Below are 18,282 nucleotides of genomic sequence, written 5' to 3' on the forward strand. Positions count from 1 at the left end.
TAGTGTCAGCAACATAAGTATTACAAGCAGGCACAACACAATGAGCAACAACGCATTGATTCCGCAAAGTAAACTTCCCAACCTCGGCACCACCATCTTTACGCAGATGAGTGCCCTGGCGCAGCAGCACAATGCCATTAACCTCTCGCAGGGGTTTCCGGATTTTGATGGCCCGACATATTTGCAGGAACGTCTTGCGTATCACGTCGCGCAGGGGGCGAACCAGTATGCGCCGATGACGGGCGTGCAGGCGCTGCGGGAAGCTATTGCGGATAAAACGGCGGAGTTATATGGCTATAAGCCAGACGCGAACAGCGACATTACGGTAACGGCTGGTGCGACCGAGGCGCTGTATGCGGCGATTACTGCGCTGGTGCGCACGGGTGATGAAGTGATCTGCTTCGACCCAAGCTACGACAGCTACGCACCTGCAATTGAACTTTCCGGCGGTGTGGTGAAGCGTGTGGCGCTGCAGCCACCGCATTTCCGCCCGGACTGGCAGGCGTTTTCTGCGCTGCTGAGCGACAAAACCCGCCTGGTGATCCTCAACACGCCACACAATCCATCCGCAACCGTGTGGCAAAACGTGGATTTCGCTGCCCTGTGGCAGGCCATTGCCGATCGTGAAATCTATGTGCTGAGTGATGAAGTCTATGAGCATATCTGTTTTGCCGAAGAGGGGCATGTGAGCGTGCTGGCACATCCGCAGCTACGCGAGCGCGCCATAGCCGTTTCGTCGTTTGGCAAAACCTACCATATGACTGGCTGGAAAGTGGGTTATTGCGTGGCTCCCGCGACGATAAGCGCGGAACTGCGTAAGGTGCATCAATACCTGACGTTTGCGGTGAATACGCCTGCCCAACTGGCGCTGGCGGATATGCTGCGCGCCGAGCCGGAGCACTATCGTGAATTGCCTGCGTTTTACCGGGCTCGTCGCGATCTGTTTGTGGATGCCCTGAGCCAGAGCCGTCTGGAGATTTTGCCCTGTGAAGGCACGTACTTCCTGCTGGCGGACTACAGTGCGATTTCGGACCTGGATGATGTGAGTTTCTGCCAGTGGCTGACAAAAGAGATCGGTGTGGCCGCTATACCGCTGTCTGTGTTCTGCGCCGATCCTTTCCCGCATAAGCTGATTCGCCTTTGTTTTGCGAAACAGGAATCGACGCTACTGGCGGCGGCAGAGCGACTGAATTTACTCTGATTACTTCACTGTCCAGGCTTCTGAATAACGACGGTTTGCAAACAGCTCCAGCAGGCCGTTGATTTGCTTAAGTCGCAGCACTTCGTCGCTGTCCATGCCAAGCTCCTTGCCAATTTTCTCGTTATCCCAGCCGAGTAACACCAGCTCACGCACGATTTCCGACATGGCGTTAATCTGGTGTCGACCACGCGCGCGGTTGTGGCGAATCGTGGCGGCCATCCTGTCGACCTTTTGCTGACGTTCCTTGCGCAGGCAGGTAACCGGCAAATATCCTTTAAGCTGACGCTTTAACACGGCGCGGTTTGAACCAATTTCGTGGCGATGAAAACCATCAACAATTTCATAATGTTGTGGTTCGTTTTCGGTCACTACAATGGGCTGCGTGAAACCATCCAGCTCAAGCGACTTGCTGAGCAGCCGTTTTTCCGGCGGGGCGACATTATTGGGGTTGTAGTCGTTGGCAATGATATCGTCCTGCTTAATCCAGAGTACGCAGTCGACAGGCTGTTCCCGAAAAGGGCTGTTTTCATGAATAGCCTGACGAAAAGTGTTGATGGCTTCAATTCGCTCATTTTCAGAGAGCGATCCGAGATAGCTATTTATTTCTTTTATCAATCGTTGTTGCATAAGAGCCCCCACTCCTGTCGTTTGGTCTTCATTCGTTCACTGTAGCGCTGGTAATGTTTTGGTTTAGTGGGGCTAAAAGAGAGCGCGCGGCACCAGTAGTCATTATTAAGAAGTACCTTACATATGCGCCTCCAGGAGGGAATATCTCTGGAGCCGATATCGCCTTCCTGGGTCTCCGGGATGTCGGCCATCCCTCTTTTTTGATACCAGTGCAGATAGATCGCAATTTTATTGCGGTAATGTTCCGCCGTTTGCTGCGGCATGCTGTCGAGTAAGAACATCGCGTATTCTTGCCAGCAAAGATGATCGGGCTTAAGAAGTTTGCGGTGTCCGTAGAAGTGGTTATTGTGACCCGCGTATATCCCTCCGCTGCGCACGCCGCTGACCCTTTCGCACATGGCCGCCCAGCGTTCTGGCTCTACCACGTGATAGAGCCATAATCCCTGACGCTGCTCCGGGCCAAACGGTTCACAGATGCGCATATAGCGCGGCGGAACGCCCGCCTGATACATCAGGTCGTAGAGAGGGTTATAGCAACAGCCACTCCTGGCGAACCATGTCCAGATATCGGCCGTTTTCCAGTCGTACATTGGATAGATGTACCAGGCATGCCCGCCTGGTGCGACGGTCGTCCAGGGTTTATCGTCGGCAAAACGCTGTTTGCGTTCATTCGCGATAGTGAGAAAACGATTGTAGGATTCATCGGCACGGATACCGATCATGACTGCGGCGGGACGCTTCTGCGCAAACCAGTCTGAGAATGAACGTACAAATGCTTCGAATGTCATGCCGGGCTGGTAGAAATCAAAGTAATCAGTAACGGTAATCGCCCATTCAGGTGGTTGACGAACCCATGTTTTGCCAGGTTCCCAGCATTGCCATTCAGGCTGGTATTGTGAAAGCGAATTTTGCGTGGTGAGCGGCAGTGCAACCCAATAAAAGTGGTCAATCACGTCCTGATATTGTGCGTACATTTTATTGACGTGCTCAATGGTACAGGAAAATTGTGCTTCCCAGTCAATAAACAGTACGCTGAACTTTTTATGTTGCGCACGTGCCCGTTGCGCGGTGAGATGCAACATAATGGTGGAATCTTTGCCCCCGGAAAAGGAAACGCAGACGCGAGAGAAATTCGCGAGTGTCCATTCGATTCGCTCTTGCGCGGCTTCAAGCACATTACAGGAAAGGGGATATTTATAGAGTGACATGTTCAATCTCTTCTTGAGGATGAATGTCCGGAATCTTTTTTACTCCAAATAGAGATTGATAGTAACGTAATTGCTTGAAGATTAAAACGATAAATCATTCCTGACTCTAATAGCTGCGGTGTTGCTTAAATGCGATGTTCAACATTTAAGCAACACCCGGAATTTATTCTTCGTCTATTTTATCAATGAAGTGAGAAAACACGTGGCTGTTCAGTGCAGAGCGGTTGTACAGCATATAGGCATCCATGTCGGGTAATTCAAACGGCATGGTTATACTCTTCAGATTTAATACTTTTTTATATTGTTCAAAAATCGGGGCAGGTACAGTTCCTATTAAATCAGTCGTACTAATAATATTTAGTATGGAAATAAATGAGTCGCCGCGAAAGGCAATGTTCCTCTCCGGGAAGAGAAGCTCAGTCTGCGCACGATACTCTTTTATGCCATTTTCCTGGCTACGGAGTTGGGCGAATTTCTCCTCAACCAGCCCTTCATAAGTGATGTGATCGTTAAGGCGGGAGTGCTCATTACGGGCGACTAAAAGCACAGGGAACTTGAAGTACGGACGACAAATCACCGAGCGGTTATTGATGGGGGCGAGGGTAACAATCAGATCCGCTTTACGGTAGGCCAGTAAATCTTCAGCGGTTTCGGGTGCCAGTACCACATCGTATTGATCTACCTGATAGTTTTCTTCTGTCAGTAAATGTTCCAGCAGTCCGGACAAGCGCCCCTGGATGATGATCTGCGGACAGTAGATAACAAAACTTTTCTTAAGCTCTGAACCATTCATAATGTTAATGGTTTGCTCTAACTGATTGAGATTTTTTTCCAGATGTTGGTGTAAGTTCGCACCCACTGTTGTTGGTGTGATTCCCTTACCTGAGCGTATAAACAGCGGGTCATTGAGTTGTGTACGCAGACGCTGCAAGGACTGGCTAACCGCTGACGGAGTGATATAGAGCGTTTCTGCTGCTCTGCTGATGCTGAGATGCTGGTAAATGCATTCAAAAATAACCAGCAGATTGAGATCAAATTTTTTAAGGTCATAGAGGTTTGCCATACTTCATCCTGAGTGAGCTGTGTTTATGGTGGTTATCTCATAATTGATAACTATAGTTCGAAGCTAACCATTTACAATCCGTGTAGTTAACTTACTTAAACTGCTTTGAATACCAGCTTAATATATCATGACGCTGGATAAATGAAATAGAACTTCATGGGTCTTTAAGATATTTTTATCTTTGAAAATTTATATGTTTTTCGCATCTACTAATTATGATGAATACATTTGCTTGAGATATTATTATTTCAAATTATATCCCAGGATACCTTTCCGGAGTTTGTTGCTATTCATTCTCATTAATGGGGGTGAAAATAATTTATCGGTAAAAGGAAAGTATATTCGACAAAACCTATCACAGCCATAGGCAGGAACGCCTGCAGGATGGATTGCCCTGAGCTTTCACCAGTGTTGTAATCAATGCGCTGTTACGACCTTGATATAAAGGTATGTAGAGCGCAACGCAACGCCAGCTTCGGCTGGCACTGAATGTACCTGCGGGGAGTTCAGGTATCAGGGCCGCCCGGTGAGGCGGCCTTTTTACTTTAGGGGCCTCTTCACAAGGTTCACCATGCTGTCTTGTTTAAGTTGTTAGGTATGGCTGATTGATTTGATACAGCAAACACATTAGCCCCGACGAGCAAAGTTGGTTACCTTACATCTCAACGAAAACACGGAGGAAGTACAGATGTCTTTGATTAACACCAAAATTAAACCTTTCAAAAACCAGGCGTTCAAAAACGGTGAATTCATCGAAGTCACCGAGAAAGATACCGAAGGCCGCTGGAGCGTCTTCTTCTTCTATCCGGCTGACTTCACCTTTGTTTGCCCGACTGAACTGGGCGACGTGGCAGATCACTACGATGAACTGCAGAAACTGGGCGTAGACGTTTACTCTGTGTCTACCGACACCCATTTCACCCACAAAGCGTGGCACAGCAGCTCTGAAACCATTGCGAAAATCAAATACGCGATGATCGGCGACCCGACTGGCGCCCTGACCCGTAACTTCGACAATATGCGTGAAGATGAAGGCCTGGCCGACCGCGCCACCTTCGTTGTTGACCCGCAGGGTATTATCCAGGCTATCGAAGTTACCGCTGAAGGTATCGGCCGTGATGCTTCTGACCTGCTGCGCAAAGTGAAAGCCGCTCAGTATGTTGCTTCTCACCCAGGCGAAGTCTGCCCGGCGAAATGGAAAGAAGGCGAAGCGACTCTGGCTCCATCTCTGGACCTGGTTGGCAAGATCTAAGTCTGTAAAGCCTGGCGGCGCTGCGCTTGCACAGGCCTACAGTATCGTAGGTCGGGTAAACGAAGTGCCACCCGGCAATCAATGGGCGCACCCGCGCCCATTTCATTCCAGCACCATGATGCAAGTTGCATTCAGGCCGCCCGTATAAGGCAGCTTGCATGATGACGTTTTTAGAGAGGGAAGAACAATGCTCGACACAAACATGAAAACCCAGCTCAAGGCCTACCTTGAGAAACTGACCAAACCTGTTGAGCTGATTGCCACGCTGGACGACAGCGCGAAATCGGCAGAAATCAAGGAACTGCTGGCAGAGATCGCCGAGCTGTCACCGAAGGTGACCTTCAAAGAAGATAACGCGCTGCCAGTGCGTAAGCCATCCTTCCTGATCACCAATCCTGGTTCTGACCAGGGGCCACGCTTCGCGGGTTCTCCGCTGGGGCATGAATTTACATCACTGGTGCTGGCCCTGCTGTGGACCGGTGGTCATCCGTCAAAAGAGGCGCAGGAATTGCTGGAGCAGATCCGCGATATCGACGGTGATTTTGAGTTTGAAACCTATTACTCACTCTCCTGCCACAACTGCCCGGACGTGGTGCAGGCGCTGAACCTGATGTCGGTGCTGAACCCGCGCATTAAACACACGGCGATTGACGGTGGCACGTTCCAGAACGAAATCACCGATCGCAACGTGATGGGGGTTCCGGCGGTCTATATGAACGGTCAGGAGTTCGGCCAGGGGCGTATGACGCTGACCGAAATCGTGGCAAAAGTGGATACTGGCGCGGAAAAACGTGCGGCAGAAGCGCTGAACAAACGCGATGCCTATGATGTGCTGATTGTGGGTTCCGGCCCGGCGGGCGCAGCGGCTGCAGTGTATTCTGCCCGTAAAGGGATTCGTACCGGTCTGATGGGCGAACGCTTTGGTGGTCAGGTACTGGATACCGTGGATATCGAAAACTACATTTCCGTGCCGAAAACCGAAGGCCAGAAACTGGCGGGCGCACTGAAGGCGCACGTCAGCGATTACGATGTGGATGTCATTGACAGCCAGAGTGCCAGCAAGCTGGTTCCTGCCGCGGTAGAAGGTGGTTTACACCAGATTGAAACCGCGTCTGGCGCGGTGCTGAAAGCACGCAGCATTATCATTGCCACCGGTGCTAAATGGCGCAATATGAACGTGCCGGGTGAAGATCAGTATCGAACCAAAGGCGTGACCTACTGCCCGCACTGCGACGGCCCGCTGTTCAAAGGCAAACGTGTGGCGGTCATCGGCGGTGGTAACTCCGGTGTGGAAGCGGCTATCGACCTGGCGGGTATTGTTGAACACGTTACCCTGCTGGAGTTCGCCCCTGAAATGAAAGCGGACCAGGTGCTGCAGGATAAAGTCCGTAGCCTGAAAAACGTCGACATCGTGTTGAATGCGCAGACGACGGAAGTGAAGGGCGACGGCAGCAAAGTGACGGGTCTGGAATACCGTGACCGCGTGAGTGGCGATGTTCACAGCGTGGCGCTGGCGGGAATTTTCGTTCAGATTGGTCTGCTGCCAAACACCACCTGGCTGGAAGGCGCGATCGAGCGCAACCGTATGGGCGAAATCATCATTGACGCCAAATGCGAAACCAGCGTGAAAGGTGTGTTTGCGGCGGGTGACTGCACCACCGTTCCATACAAACAGATCATCATTGCCACCGGTGAGGGGGCGAAAGCATCGCTGAGTTCGTTTGATTATCTGATTCGCACCAAAACAGCATAATAAAAGAAAGTAAGACTACACCTGCACAGCCGCCTCATCATGGGGCGGCTTTTTTTTACGCTTATTTTACTCTCGATTCTTTCTCTTCCGAAAGTGACTGCCTGCTTTGATCAAAGAAATAAATGCATGTGCTGATAATATCTGCCAGATTTTTTTTCGCAGATAATTATTTATATTTTATATGAATGATACAAATGTATTTACAGCTTCAATATATGACGCATTGTCATCATTTGAATTAACGGGATTAGCCTTTCGCGATTTTTTTAATGCGGAAGAAATGACCTCGCGACAACGCGCAACAGGCCAGTTATGCCCGGAGAGTGGAAAGTGGCTTGAGGCTGCCTGGCTGGATATGGAGTATGACTTCAGCGCGCTGTTTCTGGGCCCGATGGCACCCCTGGCTGCACCTTATGCCTCGGTTTACCTTGACGATGAGCCGCTGTTGATGGGGGCCACAACCCTTGGCGTCCGTGAGTTTTTGCACAGTGTTGGGCTTTTCGTCAGCGAAGAAAACCGTATTCCGGATGACCATATCAGTTTTGAGCTGGAACTGGTCGTGATGCTCTCCGCCTGTGCCCGGAAATCACCGCAGTACCACGATGCGCTTAACCGATTTGTATGTGGCCATCTTGAATTATGGCTGCCCGCATTTATCGAGAAAATAAACAATAACGCGAAAACATCTGCAATTAAACATATCGCATTGCTATTGACTAATTGGTTTGATGAATTAAAAGCGAGAGTAATATTATGAGCAATGATACTGGACAACTGAACAGACGCTCCTTTTTAAAAGGTCTGATTGCGTTGGGTGCAGTTGCCGCGTTACCGGGTGGATTACTCTCCTCCCGCTGCGCGCTGGCGCAACCGCCCATTCCGTTTAACCCAAAAACCTACAAAATTTTCCGTAACGCCTGTCCGCGTAACTGCTACGACACCTGCAGCTTAAAGACCTGGGTGAAAGATGACGTTATCACCTTCGTTGACGGGGCTAGCGAATCGACCTACACCCACGGCGCGCCTTGCGTGAAAGGGCTGACCTATCCGCGTCGCGTTTACTCCCCGGATCGTATCAAGTACCCGATGATTCAGGATGGACGTGGCAGCGGCAAATGGCGTCGCGTCTCGTGGGATGAAGCCATGCAGAAGATAGCCAGCAAGATGCTGGAGATCAAAAAGAAAGACGGTTCCATGCTTGGTCTCGCGCTGTCGAAATACTCCGGTAACCTCGGCGTAATGAGTTATGCCGTTGAGGGGATGATGTCCTCTCTGGGCTACACCACGCGCTTTGCGGGTACGCCATGCTGGCCTGCGGGGATCGACGCACAGCATTACGACATGGGTGACATGTGGTGTAACGACCCGGAAGACATGGTGAAAGCCAAATACATCATTCTCTGGGGGGCGAACCCGGCGTGGTGCTCCATGCACTCCATGAAGTACATCTACCAGGCGCGTGAGAAAGGGGCGAAGGTGGTGGTGATTGACCCACTGTTCTCGCAAACTGCCGCAAAAGCCGATCTCTATCTGCGCGTTCGCCCAGGTTCTGACGGTGCGCTGGCGCTGGGCATGGCGCGCCATTTGCTGGATATTGGCCGCGTCGATCAGGATTTTGTAAACAACTTTGCTCACGGTTACCCGGAGTTTGAGCAATATCTGCGTAATAACATTACGGTGGAGTGGGCGTCTGAGATCTGTGGTCTTTCCGCCGATGTGATTCGTCAACTGGCAGAAGAATTTACCGCCGTGAAGCCTGCCACCGTCTGGATTGGTTATGGCATGCAGCGCCACGTTAACGGTGGCGCGAATGTGCGCGCAATTGATGCATTTGTCGCCATGACCGGCAACATCGGTGTGGAAGGGGGCGGCGCTCGCTACGGTCACTTGCAGACCTGGGGCTACAACTATCACGCGATGACGCAGAAGCCACCTGAGGGATCTGTGGGCATGGAGGGGGCGGGTGGCCCGGTGGGCGAGTTCGTCAGCGACAGCGGCGAAAAGCGCCAGTACGCCGACCGTGCGCTGAACCTGAACCAGACCGCGCAGAGCATTCTGGACGCTAACGATCCGCCAATCCGTATGCTGTGGGTCGCCTGTAAGAACCCGTTCGCACAGGACTTCGACCGTAACAAAATGGAAAAGGCCTTCAGCAAGCTGGAGATGGTGGTGTGTGTCGATCAGTTCTTTAACGAGACGGTACAACACGCGGACATCGTACTGCCGGTGACCACCACCTTTGAGCACTGGGATCTCTCATCGTCGTACTGGCACTACTGGCTCTCGATAAACGAACCGGCGATCAAGCCAATGTACGAGTGCAAGAGCGATCTCGATATTGCCGTACTGCTCTCCCGCACCATCAACAAACTGGAACCGGGTTCCTGTACTTTCCCGCAAGAGATTGACCAGAAAAAATGGCTGGATCTTGAGTTCAACGACGGTATGGCGAAGCAGTTTGGTATCCGCTCATGGGACGAACTGCTCGACGGCCCGGCGAAAGCCAAAATGGTCAGCACCGCAGCCTGGCACGATCGCAAATTCAAAACGCCGTCAGGTAAGTACGAATTCCTCTCCTCACGGTGTGAAGAGAACGGCCACAAAGCGTTGCCGGAATATAAACCCGCCGCCGAGGGAGAACTGCCGTTCCATCTCTTTACGCCGCACCTTCAGTATGGTCTTCACTCCCAGTTCGTGAACCTCGACTGGATGCAGGTGTTCTGGCCAGAACCATTTGTTTATATCCACCCGGTGGCGGCGGCGAAGAAGGGCATTCGCGAGCTGGCGAAAGTGCGGGTATTTAACGATGCCGGTGACGTGGAGCTGCGCGCAAAAATCACCACCAACGTGCCGGAAGATTTCCTGGTGATGTATGAATCCTGGTTTAACAAGCTGAAGTACAACGTGCAGAACGTGGTGAAAGATACGCCAGCGGATATGGGCAAAATGGCGACCGGTGCGCCGGGTGCTGCAATCCACAGTCAGTTTGTCGACATTGTCCTCATTGCGAATGAAGGAGTTGAAGCATGAGACGCGCATTTTTAGTGAACAGTGATAAGTGCATCGGCTGCCGTGGATGCGCAATGGCCTGTAAGAGCTTTAACCAGCTGGAGCCGGATCGTTTCTGGCGTTATGTCTATCCGCTGGATAAAGAGATTTACCCGCATGAGGAGCGTGCGTTCTTCTCGCTGGCCTGTAACCACTGCGAAAATCCGGCTTGTCTGGCGGCCTGTCCGGTGGAAGCCTACACCAAACGCGATGATGGTGTGGTGGTACATAACCCGGAACGCTGCATTGGCTGTAAAAACTGTATCCGTAACTGCCCGTATGGCGCACCGCGCTTTAACGAAGAGACGCAAAAGGCTGAAAAATGCAGCATGTGTTATGAGCGTCTGGATGTGGGGATGGCACCTGCCTGCGTCAACGCCTGTCCGGTAGGTGCGCTGACGATTATCGACCTGGATGCCGATCCGCTGCCAAACAATGCGGTGCAATATCCGCCGGGCTTCCCGAAAATGCCGCAGTTGAATCCGGGCACTCGCTTTATTCTTGCGCGTCAGCCAAAACAGCCGGGGGATAAATAATGGAAAAGTACGAACTGCCACTCGTTATTTTTACCGTGCTGAGCCAGATGTCCGTCGGCATGACGCTGCTGCTGACCTGGCGCACGCTGCGCGGTGAGATTCAGGGAAATCGTCTCTACTGGCTGATTACGGGCCTGATCCTGGGCGTGGCGTCTGTTGCGGCGATACTGCATCTGGCGCACCCGGAGCACGCCTACAATGCGCTGATCAACCTGAAGCACGCCTGGCTGAGCCGTGAAATCCTGGGCGCGACGCTTTATGGCGGCACGATTGGGCTGGCCTTCCTGACCAAAGGGAATAAAGGCGCTGCGCTGCTGGCCTCCTTGTTTGGGGTTCTGCTGGTGGTGGTGCAGGGGATGACCTATGCAGCCCCTGCGATGCAGGCTATAGCGAATGGCATCACCATGATTCTGTTCTTCGCCACCGTCTGGGTTATGGGCTGTGCAGCCACGCCGCTGCTTGGGCTGAAATCCTCCGGCGCTGCGCTGCGTTCAGGTGTTGTGGTTTTGATGGCGCTACTGATTGCCGCTCCACTTATCTGGCTGAGCGGTGGCACGATCATGAAAATGACCGCTCAGGCATGGCTAAGTTCACCCCTCTACCTGGGAAGCCTGCTGTGCTGTGCCATTGGATGCGTATTAACGCTGACGCGCCAGCCGATGCAGAAGGCCGTGTTCGTGATCCTGCTGGTGGGTGTGGCGCTCAGTCGTCTGACCTTCTTCGGCGATACGATCAGCACAATCGTCAATATTGGTCATCTGTACTGATAAGAAAAACCCCGCTAAGGCGGGGTTTTTTGTGGGTGACTGATTACCTGACCACCATCACCGGAATATGGGTGTGGCGGATCACACTGGATGCGTTCGATCCCAGCAGGTGTGTCGTAATGGATGGATTACGTGAACCGATCACCACCACGTCCGCTTTCAGTTCCCCCGCCAGTTCGTTAACGGCATCACGCACGCTGCCGAATCTGACATGGGTTTTGATACGTGAAGGGTCGATGCTGAAGTGTTCAACCATGGTCTGTAAACGCGTTTCGGCTTCGTGCTGCAGATGCTCTTCGAAGCGACGCACATCGGCGGCAAAACGGTGGAGACTCAAACTGGCGGAGCCTGGTAAAACGTGTAAAAGATGAATAATCCCGTCCTGCTGAGCAAGGAACTCCGCGTGGCGAACGGCCTTATCGCTCAGCGCCATCTCGAAAACATCAACCGGCATAATGATTGTCTTATACATACCCGTTTCTCCTTGTTTATAAACGCTGAAATCATTCAAACACAAAATAACAGGGGTTTCTGTAACCGCTGCGGCACTTTTTTATTTCGCCAGGATAAATCTCAAAACGCCCCTATTTCAGGGCAGACCTTCAGAGGTAGCTACCCTTTTATAAACGTATCCACATCCCTTCGGAGGTCGTATGAAAGCACTTACGTACCACGGTCCGCACCATGTTCGTGTCGATAATGTCCCTGATCCTGTCATTGAACAGCCTGACGATATCATCCTGCGGGTGACGGCAACGGCGATCTGCGGCTCCGATTTGCATCTCTATCGCGGAAAGATCCCTAAGGTTCAGCATGGCGATATTTTTGGTCATGAATTCATGGGCGAAGTGGTGGAGAGCGGAAAGGAGGTGAAGGATTTGCAGAAAGGGGACCGCGTGGTGATCCCTTTTGTCATTGCCTGCGGTGACTGCTTCTTTTGCCGACTGCAACAATATGCCGCTTGTGAAAAAACCAACGCCGGGCAGGGCGCGGCGCTGAACAAAAAGCAGATCCCGGCTCCGGCTGCGTTGTTTGGTTACAGCCATCTTTACGGCGGGGTGCCCGGCGGGCAGGCGGAATATGTCCGCGTGCCAAAAGGCAACGTCGGGCCTTTCAAAGTGCCGCAACTGCTATCAGATGATAAGGCGCTTTTCCTGTCTGATATTTTACCTACCGCCTGGCAGGCGGCCAAAAATGCGCAGATCGAAAAAGGCTCAAGCGTGGCCGTGTTTGGGGCGGGACCAGTAGGCTTACTGACCATCGCCTGCGCACGCCTGTTAGGGGCAGAACAGATCTTTGTCATTGACCATCATCCATACCGGCTGCGGTTTGCGCAGGAGCGATATGGCGCGATCCCCATTAACTTTGATGATGATAACGATGCGGCAGAAAAAATCATTGAGCAGACAGCCGGACAGCGTGGCGTGGATGCGGTTATTGATGCCGTCGGGTTTGAGGCAAAAGGCAGCACCACGGAAACCATTCTGAGCAATCTTAAAATTGAGGGCAGCAGCGGTAAAGCGCTGCGCCAGTGTATTGCTGCCGTCAGACGTGGCGGTGTTGTAAGCGTGCCGGGCGTCTATGCCGGGTTTATTCATGGCTTCCTGTTTGGCGATGCATTCGATAAAGGACTGAGCTTTAAGATGGGGCAGACCCACGTTCATGCATGGCTGGGGGAACTGTTGCCGCTGATTGAACAAGGTCTGCTTACGCCGGAAGAGATCGTTACGCATTACCTGCCGCTTGAGGACGCAGAGCGCGCCTACGCGATCTTTGAAAAGCGGGAAGAGGAGTGCCGCAAGGTGATCCTTGTGCCCGGCGCGGACACGCCCGAAGCGGCACAGCAGAAGGTAAAAGGCCTGGTGAATGCGTTTCCGGGTGGCGTTGTGTGAGGGGGCGCTTACCAGTGGCGTTCAAGATAAAGGACTGCCGTGACGAGGATCGCCATAAAGATGAGAAAAAACAGCGTGATATACACTATATCACTCATGAGGGTTCCCACGGCATTAAAACAGATTAAGCGTGGATGACGCCGATTTTTCGCGATATAGGAAAATCAGGTGAAATCGCGGAAAGAGGATGCATCAGCATCCTCTGTGCAAAGCGAACAGGCGCTTGTTCAGATGGGATTAACGCAGGTAATCACCGGCCGCTTCTGGCTGGTAGAGAAGCGCCAGCACTTCAAGATGGGCAGAGGCCCCGCCGGGTAATTCCCAGTGGATGGTGTCGCCGGTACGCAATCCAAGCAGTGCAGCGCCGACAGGTGCCAGAACGGAAAGCTGGCTGCTGCTGTCGGTCATCTGCGCCGGGTAGACCAGCGTCCGGGTCAACTCTTCGCCCGTTGTCAGGTTGCGGAATTTGACCTGGCTGTTCATGGTTACCACATCATGTGGCATTGACTCAGGCGTACACATCTGCGCCCGGTCAAGCTCCTCATTCAGCGCGTCGGCCACCGGAAGTGAGGCGAATTCTGGCTTTTCCAGAAGTCTGTCGATACGTTCTGCGTCGAGTTCATTAATGATAATTGTGGGTCTGGACATTTATTACTCCATGTCGTTAATGCTGCGTGTAACGCAGAAACCAATCCAAAAGAAAACCCTCGCCGTCTGGCAGCGAGGGTTTAACTCTCCCGATGATACTGGCTGAGCACACAAGTTTGAAGTGATGAACGTCACATTCACAGGTCATATGAATTTTTGGCTAAAAACGTGATCCTTCGCCAATCTGCATTATCCTTTTTTATTCGTTCCTGATTTCTGACGGATTGCGTTACGCTGATCGTCCTGAACCAGGGCGATGAGCGAAGCGTCATTCGTATCTGCCCCACCAGTGAGAGAGCAACATGTACTTTTATCAACCATCTCAGGGGCACGGCCTGCCGCATGACCCGCTGAATGCCATTATTGGCCCACGTCCTATCGGCTGGATCGCTTCTTGCGATAAGGCCGGTCAGCTGAATCTCGCGCCGTATAGCTTCTTTAACTGCTTCAACTACCGTCCGCCGATTATCGGTTTTTCCAGTAATGGCTGGAAAGACAGCGTGCGTAACATTGTCGAGACGGGGGAGTTTGTCTGGAACCTGGCGACGCGCGATTTGGCAGAGGCGATGAATGAGACCTCTGCCACGCTTCCCCACGGTGAAGATGAATTTGCCTTTGCAGGGCTGACCCCTGCTGCGAGCCAGCTTGTGAAAGCGCCTCGGGTGGCGGAAAGTCCGGTGAACTTTGAATGCCGCCTGTCGCAATGTATTCAACTGACGGGGGCAGATGGAACGCCGGTTGACACCTGGCTGGTACTCGGAGAGGTTGTTGGCATTCATATCGCTGAACGGCTACTGGAAGAGGGCATTTACCAGACCGCGAAAGCACAGCCTGTACTGCGTGCAGGCGGGCCAACGGCCTACTATTCCATCAGCGATACACATCGCTTTGATCTGGTACGGCCGGATGCGCGCAGGGGGTAATATGCTCGACAACACCTTGCCTGCCGATCAACAGTTTTTTGCCGACCTGTTCAGCGGGCTGGTGCTTAATCAACAGCAACTGGGGCGGGTCTGGTTTGCCCATTCTCCGGCCTCAATCCCCACGGGAAGCGTGAAGGTTGAATGGCCGCGGCTCGACGTGGTGTTGCGCGGTGAGTATGGCAACTCGCTTATCCCGGAACAAAAGGCGATCCGCCAGGGCGAAATGGTGTTTATTCCTGCCCATGCGGCCAATGTGCCGATGTTTGAAAAGCCGGTGATGCTGCTCAGTATCACCTTTGCTCCGTCCTGGCTTGGGCTGGTGTTTCAGGATGCCCGTAGCGGGAAGCCCGTTGCTCCGCAGCGCAAAGTGGAACTGCCACATCCGGAAAGAGGGGAATGCGCAGCAATGTTGATGGCGCTCACGTATCTGAGCGCGTCGCCACAGGATCAGGCTATCATTCAGCCACTGGTGCTCAGCCTGTTGCACTGGTGTCGAAAGGTGGCCTCGATGCTGCCTGAACCGGGGCTGTCGAGAGGGGATTTTCTCTATCAAAGCGTCTGTCAGTGGGTGCAAATGCATTACGCGTCACCCGTCTCGCGTGAGAGCGTTGCTGCGCTGTTTAATATTTCCCCGAACCATCTGTCGCGCCTGTTTTCGCAGCAGGGCACCATGAGCTTTGTGGATTATGTTCGCTGGGTGCGAATGGGAAAAGCGCGTACTATTCTGCAGAAATACCACCTGCCGGTGGGGGAAGTGGCGAAGCGTTGTGGTTATCCTGACAGCGACTATTTCAGCCGACTGTTTCGGCGTCAGTTTGGCCTGACGCCGGGGGAGTATCGCGCGCGTTTTCAGTAGCGATCAGAAGGTGATCTCGGCATTTAGCAGATCAAGAAGTTGTTGTGGCGAATCTGCGGCAAACAGCGATTCACGGAACGCTTTGTTGACCAGCTTTCGCGCCAGCTGGGAGAAGACTTTCACGTGATTGTTCCCCTCCTGCGCGCCGAGCGTCAGCATGATCACCAGCTCCACCTCTCCCATGTCCGACTCCCAGTCGATCGGCGTTTCCAGACGCGCAATGCTGATGCTGGAGTGGCGTATCCACTGAGATTTAGTATGTGGAATGGCGACGCCGAACCCGACAGCAGTGGTGACAATCTCTTCGCGTTGCCATAAATCCTCTTCCAGTTCGAGCGGGTTCTCAGTCCGCCCCTGAATCGCCAGGTTGCCGCACAGGAACTGAAGCACCTGCTCTTTTGAGGAGAGCGGTTCATTGAAAACGATGGTTTCCAGCGCCAGCAGCGGGCGCGCAGGCTCTTCGGGTGTGAAATCAGTTAACAGCGTTTCTATCTCCTCCGCGCTACGGCAGTTGCAGGCTTTGTCAGCCAGCGCCTGACAAGCATCGCTTTCAAGCTGGCGGAGCTGGGTTTTTACAGCCGGTATGCGCGGCCCGCTCATGCTGAACTCATCAATGCCCAGCCCTAACAACAGGGGCAGATATCGATGTTCGCCACCGAGTTCGCCGCAAATGCCTACCCATTTACCGTGGCGATGCGCCGTTGCCGTTATCTGGCGCACCATGCGTAAAAACGACGGAGTGATCGGATTGTAAAGCGGAGAAACCCGTGGGTTATTACGGTCGACCGCGTAAAGGTACTGGGTCATATCATTTGAACCAATACTGAAAAAATCCACCTCATCACAGAAATGGTCGATGATAAAGCAGACCGAAGGTACTTCAACCATAATGCCCAGCGGCAGGTGCCCGGTATGGCGTAACCCTTGTGACGTCAGCTCGGCACGAACGCTTTGCAGCTCCTGTTTCACCCACAGAATTTGATCGAGACTGTGGACCATCGGGATCATCAGCAGTGCATTACCGTTGGCACCGGCTCGTAAAATGGCGCGTAGCTGCGTGCGGAAGAGGGGGGCAAATTCAGGGTAAATACGTACCGCCCGATACCCGAGGAAAGGGTTCTCTTCCTGCGGAATGTTGAGCCAGGGGATCTGTTTATCGCCGCCAATGTCCATCGTGCGGAAGATCACCGGTTTGCCTTCGGCAGAGAGCAATACCTGCTGGTAGGCTTCAAACTGTTCCTGCTCATCCGGCGCGCTATCGCGATCCATGTAGAGCATTTCGGTACGAAACAGGCCAATGCCCTGAGCCCCACAGGCAAATGCACCTGGTGCTTCCAGCGCGCTGCCGATGTTGGCGGCGATATCCACCGGAACGTTATCTCGGGTCAGCGCCGGTAACGCTGCGTCTTTAATCTGCTGCTGGTGGCGTTTGTCAGCAAGGCGCTGTGCCACGCTGTAATAGTGATTGACTGCTTCATCAGGCTCCATAACCAGTACGCTGCAGACACCGTCCAGAATCACCTCTTTACCCGCAAACGGCGTCAGCGAGTTGACTGTTAAACCACTCAGCACCGGAATCGACGCGGCACGGGCCAGGATCAACGTGTGAGACGTGCGGCCTGTTTTCTCCAGAACCATCCCTTTCAGGTGGCGGGTATCAAGGCTTAAAAACTGGCTTGGGGTTAAATCTTCTGCCACAAGAATGGTGGGGGCGTCCAGAGTGAATGCCGAGGTCTGCTGAAGCTCAGGCCAGGTGATGCTCAACAACTGCTCGCTAATATCGCGGATATCGCTGACCCGCTCGCGCAGGTAGTCGCTGGCGGAAAGCGAAAGTTTGTCGCAGATCTGCGCCATATTGCGAATGATGGCTTCTGCAAGGCTGAGCCGCTCCTCGACGATCAGCCGACGGATGTTGCCGCCAAATTCGTCGTCCTGAATCAGTGACAAATGGGCGCTGATAATGGTTTTGCTTTCCCCGTCCAGTCCGCGCAGACGCTGGTTAAGCTGCTCCGCCAGCGTGGCAAGGCTGTGTTCCAGCCGGGTGATATCTTCCGGCGTGGCCGGATTCTGGCAATAACGCTGGAGGTTATCGCTCTGCCAGCCCCGCAACGTGCCGGTGCCGATGCCACTGGACAGAGTGATGGCGTGCTGTAACTGCGGATTAAGCCGCAGAAGCGACCGGGGGAGGGGATGCGCGATGTGCGGCGCATCGCCGGACGGAATGCTGTCACTGTCGATGAACGTCGTGTTGAGATACTGCTCCAGGACGCGTCTGGCCTGCTCTTCATCACTGCCGCTAATTTCAAGCGTACAGCTGTCGTTAAACAGCGTGCCTGTGCTGATCAGCGCCAGCGAGCTTTTGGCATCTGCCAGGGTATTCAGCCGGTTATTGATAAAACGAATGTCGCTACGCCATGCGCTGCACTGCTCTTTGAGCGCCCAGGCCGGACGAGCGTGAAGCCCGTTAGGGAGCGGGCAGAAAAATTCAATCGAAAGCATACTTTCTCC

The 18,282-nt window shown here is 53.0% G+C and carries 17 protein-coding genes; 10 read left to right on the forward strand and 7 right to left on the reverse strand.

What is annotated here, in order from left to right; translation table 11 throughout:
* The first annotated feature begins 40 nt into the window (after positions 1–40).
* Positions 41–1,201, forward strand: a complete 1,161-nt coding sequence (locus EoCCA6_RS18055; protein ID WP_152083818.1) for a pyridoxal phosphate-dependent aminotransferase — start codon at positions 41–43, stop codon at positions 1,199–1,201.
* On the opposite strand, the gene EoCCA6_RS18060 is transcribed toward EoCCA6_RS18055, so the two are convergent.
* From EoCCA6_RS18060 to citR, 3 genes are all read right to left on the reverse strand, one after another.
* The gene (locus EoCCA6_RS18060; RefSeq protein ID WP_152083819.1) at positions 1,202–1,828 is read right to left on the reverse strand and encodes an IbrB-like domain-containing protein; all 627 of its coding nucleotides are present in this window, start codon (positions 1,826–1,828) and stop codon (positions 1,202–1,204) included. It lies immediately after the preceding gene.
* Positions 1,813–3,036 (reverse strand): phosphoadenosine phosphosulfate reductase, encoded by a 1,224-nt coding sequence (locus EoCCA6_RS18065; protein WP_152083820.1) that lies wholly within the window; start codon positions 3,034–3,036, stop codon positions 1,813–1,815. Before EoCCA6_RS18065 ends, EoCCA6_RS18060 begins: the two co-directional genes overlap by 16 nt.
* A gap of 163 nt (positions 3,037–3,199) precedes the next feature.
* Positions 3,200–4,099 carry a DNA-binding transcriptional repressor CitR gene (gene citR, locus EoCCA6_RS18070; RefSeq protein ID WP_152083821.1) on the reverse strand — a complete coding sequence of 300 codons (900 nt, stop codon included), beginning with the start codon at positions 4,097–4,099 and terminating at the stop codon, positions 3,200–3,202.
* A 688-nt stretch (positions 4,100–4,787) separates the two neighbouring features.
* On the opposite strand from citR, the gene ahpC reads away from it, so the two are divergent.
* The 6 genes from ahpC (at position 4,788) to EoCCA6_RS18100 (ending at position 11,455) form a co-directional block, all read left to right on the forward strand.
* On the forward strand, positions 4,788–5,351 hold the full coding sequence (ahpC, locus tag EoCCA6_RS18075; protein WP_008501015.1) for an alkyl hydroperoxide reductase subunit C: 564 nt from the start codon (positions 4,788–4,790) through the stop codon (positions 5,349–5,351).
* 187 nt (positions 5,352–5,538) lie between these two features.
* Positions 5,539–7,104 (forward strand): alkyl hydroperoxide reductase subunit F, encoded by a 1,566-nt coding sequence (gene ahpF, locus EoCCA6_RS18080; protein ID WP_152083822.1) that lies wholly within the window; start codon positions 5,539–5,541, stop codon positions 7,102–7,104.
* A 181-nt stretch (positions 7,105–7,285) separates the two neighbouring features.
* Positions 7,286–7,861, forward strand: a complete 576-nt coding sequence (locus tag EoCCA6_RS18085) for a TorD/DmsD family molecular chaperone (protein WP_152083823.1) — start codon at positions 7,286–7,288, stop codon at positions 7,859–7,861.
* Positions 7,858–10,134 carry a molybdopterin-dependent oxidoreductase gene (locus EoCCA6_RS18090; protein ID WP_152083824.1) on the forward strand — a complete coding sequence of 759 codons (2,277 nt, stop codon included), beginning with the start codon at positions 7,858–7,860 and terminating at the stop codon, positions 10,132–10,134. Before EoCCA6_RS18085 ends, EoCCA6_RS18090 begins: the two co-directional genes overlap by 4 nt.
* A complete protein-coding gene (locus EoCCA6_RS18095; RefSeq protein ID WP_152083825.1) occupies positions 10,131–10,688 on the forward strand; it encodes a 4Fe-4S dicluster domain-containing protein in 558 nt (185 codons plus the stop codon). Before EoCCA6_RS18090 ends, EoCCA6_RS18095 begins: the two co-directional genes overlap by 4 nt.
* Positions 10,688–11,455: a dimethyl sulfoxide reductase anchor subunit family protein gene (locus EoCCA6_RS18100; RefSeq protein ID WP_152083826.1), complete on the forward strand. Its 768-nt coding sequence runs from the start codon at positions 10,688–10,690 to the stop codon at positions 11,453–11,455. Before EoCCA6_RS18095 ends, EoCCA6_RS18100 begins: the two co-directional genes overlap by 1 nt.
* Positions 11,456–11,498: 43 nt before the next feature.
* Here EoCCA6_RS18100 and uspG read toward each other — a convergent pair whose 3' ends face one another.
* Positions 11,499–11,927 carry a universal stress protein UspG gene (uspG, locus tag EoCCA6_RS18105; RefSeq protein WP_152083827.1) on the reverse strand — a complete coding sequence of 143 codons (429 nt, stop codon included), beginning with the start codon at positions 11,925–11,927 and terminating at the stop codon, positions 11,499–11,501.
* Between the two features lie 181 nt (positions 11,928–12,108).
* On the opposite strand from uspG, the gene EoCCA6_RS18110 reads away from it, so the two are divergent.
* The gene (locus EoCCA6_RS18110; RefSeq protein WP_152083828.1) at positions 12,109–13,347 is read left to right on the forward strand and encodes a zinc-dependent alcohol dehydrogenase; all 1,239 of its coding nucleotides are present in this window, start codon (positions 12,109–12,111) and stop codon (positions 13,345–13,347) included.
* Between the two features lie 8 nt (positions 13,348–13,355).
* On the opposite strand, the gene yldA is transcribed toward EoCCA6_RS18110, so the two are convergent.
* Both yldA and rnk read right to left on the reverse strand, forming a co-directional pair.
* Positions 13,356–13,445, reverse strand: coding sequence for a small membrane protein YldA (gene yldA, locus EoCCA6_RS21715; protein ID WP_275938378.1), 90 nt, complete (start codon positions 13,443–13,445; stop codon positions 13,356–13,358).
* Positions 13,446–13,584: 139 nt separating this feature from the next.
* On the reverse strand, positions 13,585–13,995 hold the full coding sequence (gene rnk, locus EoCCA6_RS18115) for a nucleoside diphosphate kinase regulator (protein WP_152083829.1): 411 nt from the start codon (positions 13,993–13,995) through the stop codon (positions 13,585–13,587).
* Between the two features lie 302 nt (positions 13,996–14,297).
* On the opposite strand from rnk, the gene EoCCA6_RS18120 reads away from it, so the two are divergent.
* Entirely contained in the window at positions 14,298–14,918 is a 621-nt protein-coding gene (locus EoCCA6_RS18120; RefSeq protein WP_152083830.1) for a flavin reductase family protein, read from the forward strand.
* A 1-nt stretch (position 14,919) separates the two neighbouring features.
* Positions 14,920–15,774, forward strand: coding sequence for a helix-turn-helix transcriptional regulator (locus EoCCA6_RS18125; protein ID WP_232623264.1), 855 nt, complete (start codon positions 14,920–14,922; stop codon positions 15,772–15,774).
* Positions 15,775–15,777: 3 nt separating this feature from the next.
* Here the strand turns inward: EoCCA6_RS18125 and ptsP are convergent, their stop codons facing one another.
* On the reverse strand, positions 15,778–18,273 hold the full coding sequence (ptsP, locus tag EoCCA6_RS18130; RefSeq protein WP_152083832.1) for a phosphoenolpyruvate--protein phosphotransferase: 2,496 nt from the start codon (positions 18,271–18,273) through the stop codon (positions 15,778–15,780).
* Positions 18,274–18,282 lie beyond the last annotated feature (9 nt).

Origin of the sequence: Enterobacter oligotrophicus, assembly GCF_009176645.1 — a bacterium.
Lineage (GTDB): Bacteria > Pseudomonadota > Gammaproteobacteria > Enterobacterales > Enterobacteriaceae > Enterobacter > Enterobacter oligotrophicus.

What these genes read in the sequence shown, in the direction of transcription:
- EoCCA6_RS18085 (WP_152083823.1), top strand. Translation starts at nt 7,286, where the DNA reads ATGAATGATACAAATGTATTTACAGCTTCAATATATGACGCATTGTCA.
- EoCCA6_RS18110 (WP_152083828.1), top strand. Translation starts at nt 12,109, where the DNA reads ATGAAAGCACTTACGTACCACGGTCCGCACCATGTTCGTGTCGATAAT.
- yldA (WP_275938378.1), bottom strand. Translation starts at nt 13,445, where the DNA reads ATGAGTGATATAGTGTATATCACGCTGTTTTTTCTCATCTTTATGGCG.
- EoCCA6_RS18125 (WP_232623264.1), top strand. Translation starts at nt 14,920, where the DNA reads ATGCTCGACAACACCTTGCCTGCCGATCAACAGTTTTTTGCCGACCTG.
- ahpC (WP_008501015.1), top strand. Translation starts at nt 4,788, where the DNA reads ATGTCTTTGATTAACACCAAAATTAAACCTTTCAAAAACCAGGCGTTC.
- ahpF (WP_152083822.1), top strand. Translation starts at nt 5,539, where the DNA reads ATGCTCGACACAAACATGAAAACCCAGCTCAAGGCCTACCTTGAGAAA.
- EoCCA6_RS18120 (WP_152083830.1), top strand. Translation starts at nt 14,298, where the DNA reads ATGTACTTTTATCAACCATCTCAGGGGCACGGCCTGCCGCATGACCCG.
- EoCCA6_RS18055 (WP_152083818.1), top strand. Translation starts at nt 41, where the DNA reads ATGAGCAACAACGCATTGATTCCGCAAAGTAAACTTCCCAACCTCGGC.
- EoCCA6_RS18100 (WP_152083826.1), top strand. Translation starts at nt 10,688, where the DNA reads ATGGAAAAGTACGAACTGCCACTCGTTATTTTTACCGTGCTGAGCCAG.
- EoCCA6_RS18090 (WP_152083824.1), top strand. Translation starts at nt 7,858, where the DNA reads ATGAGCAATGATACTGGACAACTGAACAGACGCTCCTTTTTAAAAGGT.
- uspG (WP_152083827.1), bottom strand. Translation starts at nt 11,927, where the DNA reads ATGTATAAGACAATCATTATGCCGGTTGATGTTTTCGAGATGGCGCTG.
- EoCCA6_RS18060 (WP_152083819.1), bottom strand. Translation starts at nt 1,828, where the DNA reads ATGCAACAACGATTGATAAAAGAAATAAATAGCTATCTCGGATCGCTC.
- rnk (WP_152083829.1), bottom strand. Translation starts at nt 13,995, where the DNA reads ATGTCCAGACCCACAATTATCATTAATGAACTCGACGCAGAACGTATC.
- EoCCA6_RS18095 (WP_152083825.1), top strand. Translation starts at nt 10,131, where the DNA reads ATGAGACGCGCATTTTTAGTGAACAGTGATAAGTGCATCGGCTGCCGT.
- citR (WP_152083821.1), bottom strand. Translation starts at nt 4,099, where the DNA reads ATGGCAAACCTCTATGACCTTAAAAAATTTGATCTCAATCTGCTGGTT.
- EoCCA6_RS18065 (WP_152083820.1), bottom strand. Translation starts at nt 3,036, where the DNA reads ATGTCACTCTATAAATATCCCCTTTCCTGTAATGTGCTTGAAGCCGCG.
- ptsP (WP_152083832.1), bottom strand. Translation starts at nt 18,273, where the DNA reads ATGCTTTCGATTGAATTTTTCTGCCCGCTCCCTAACGGGCTTCACGCT.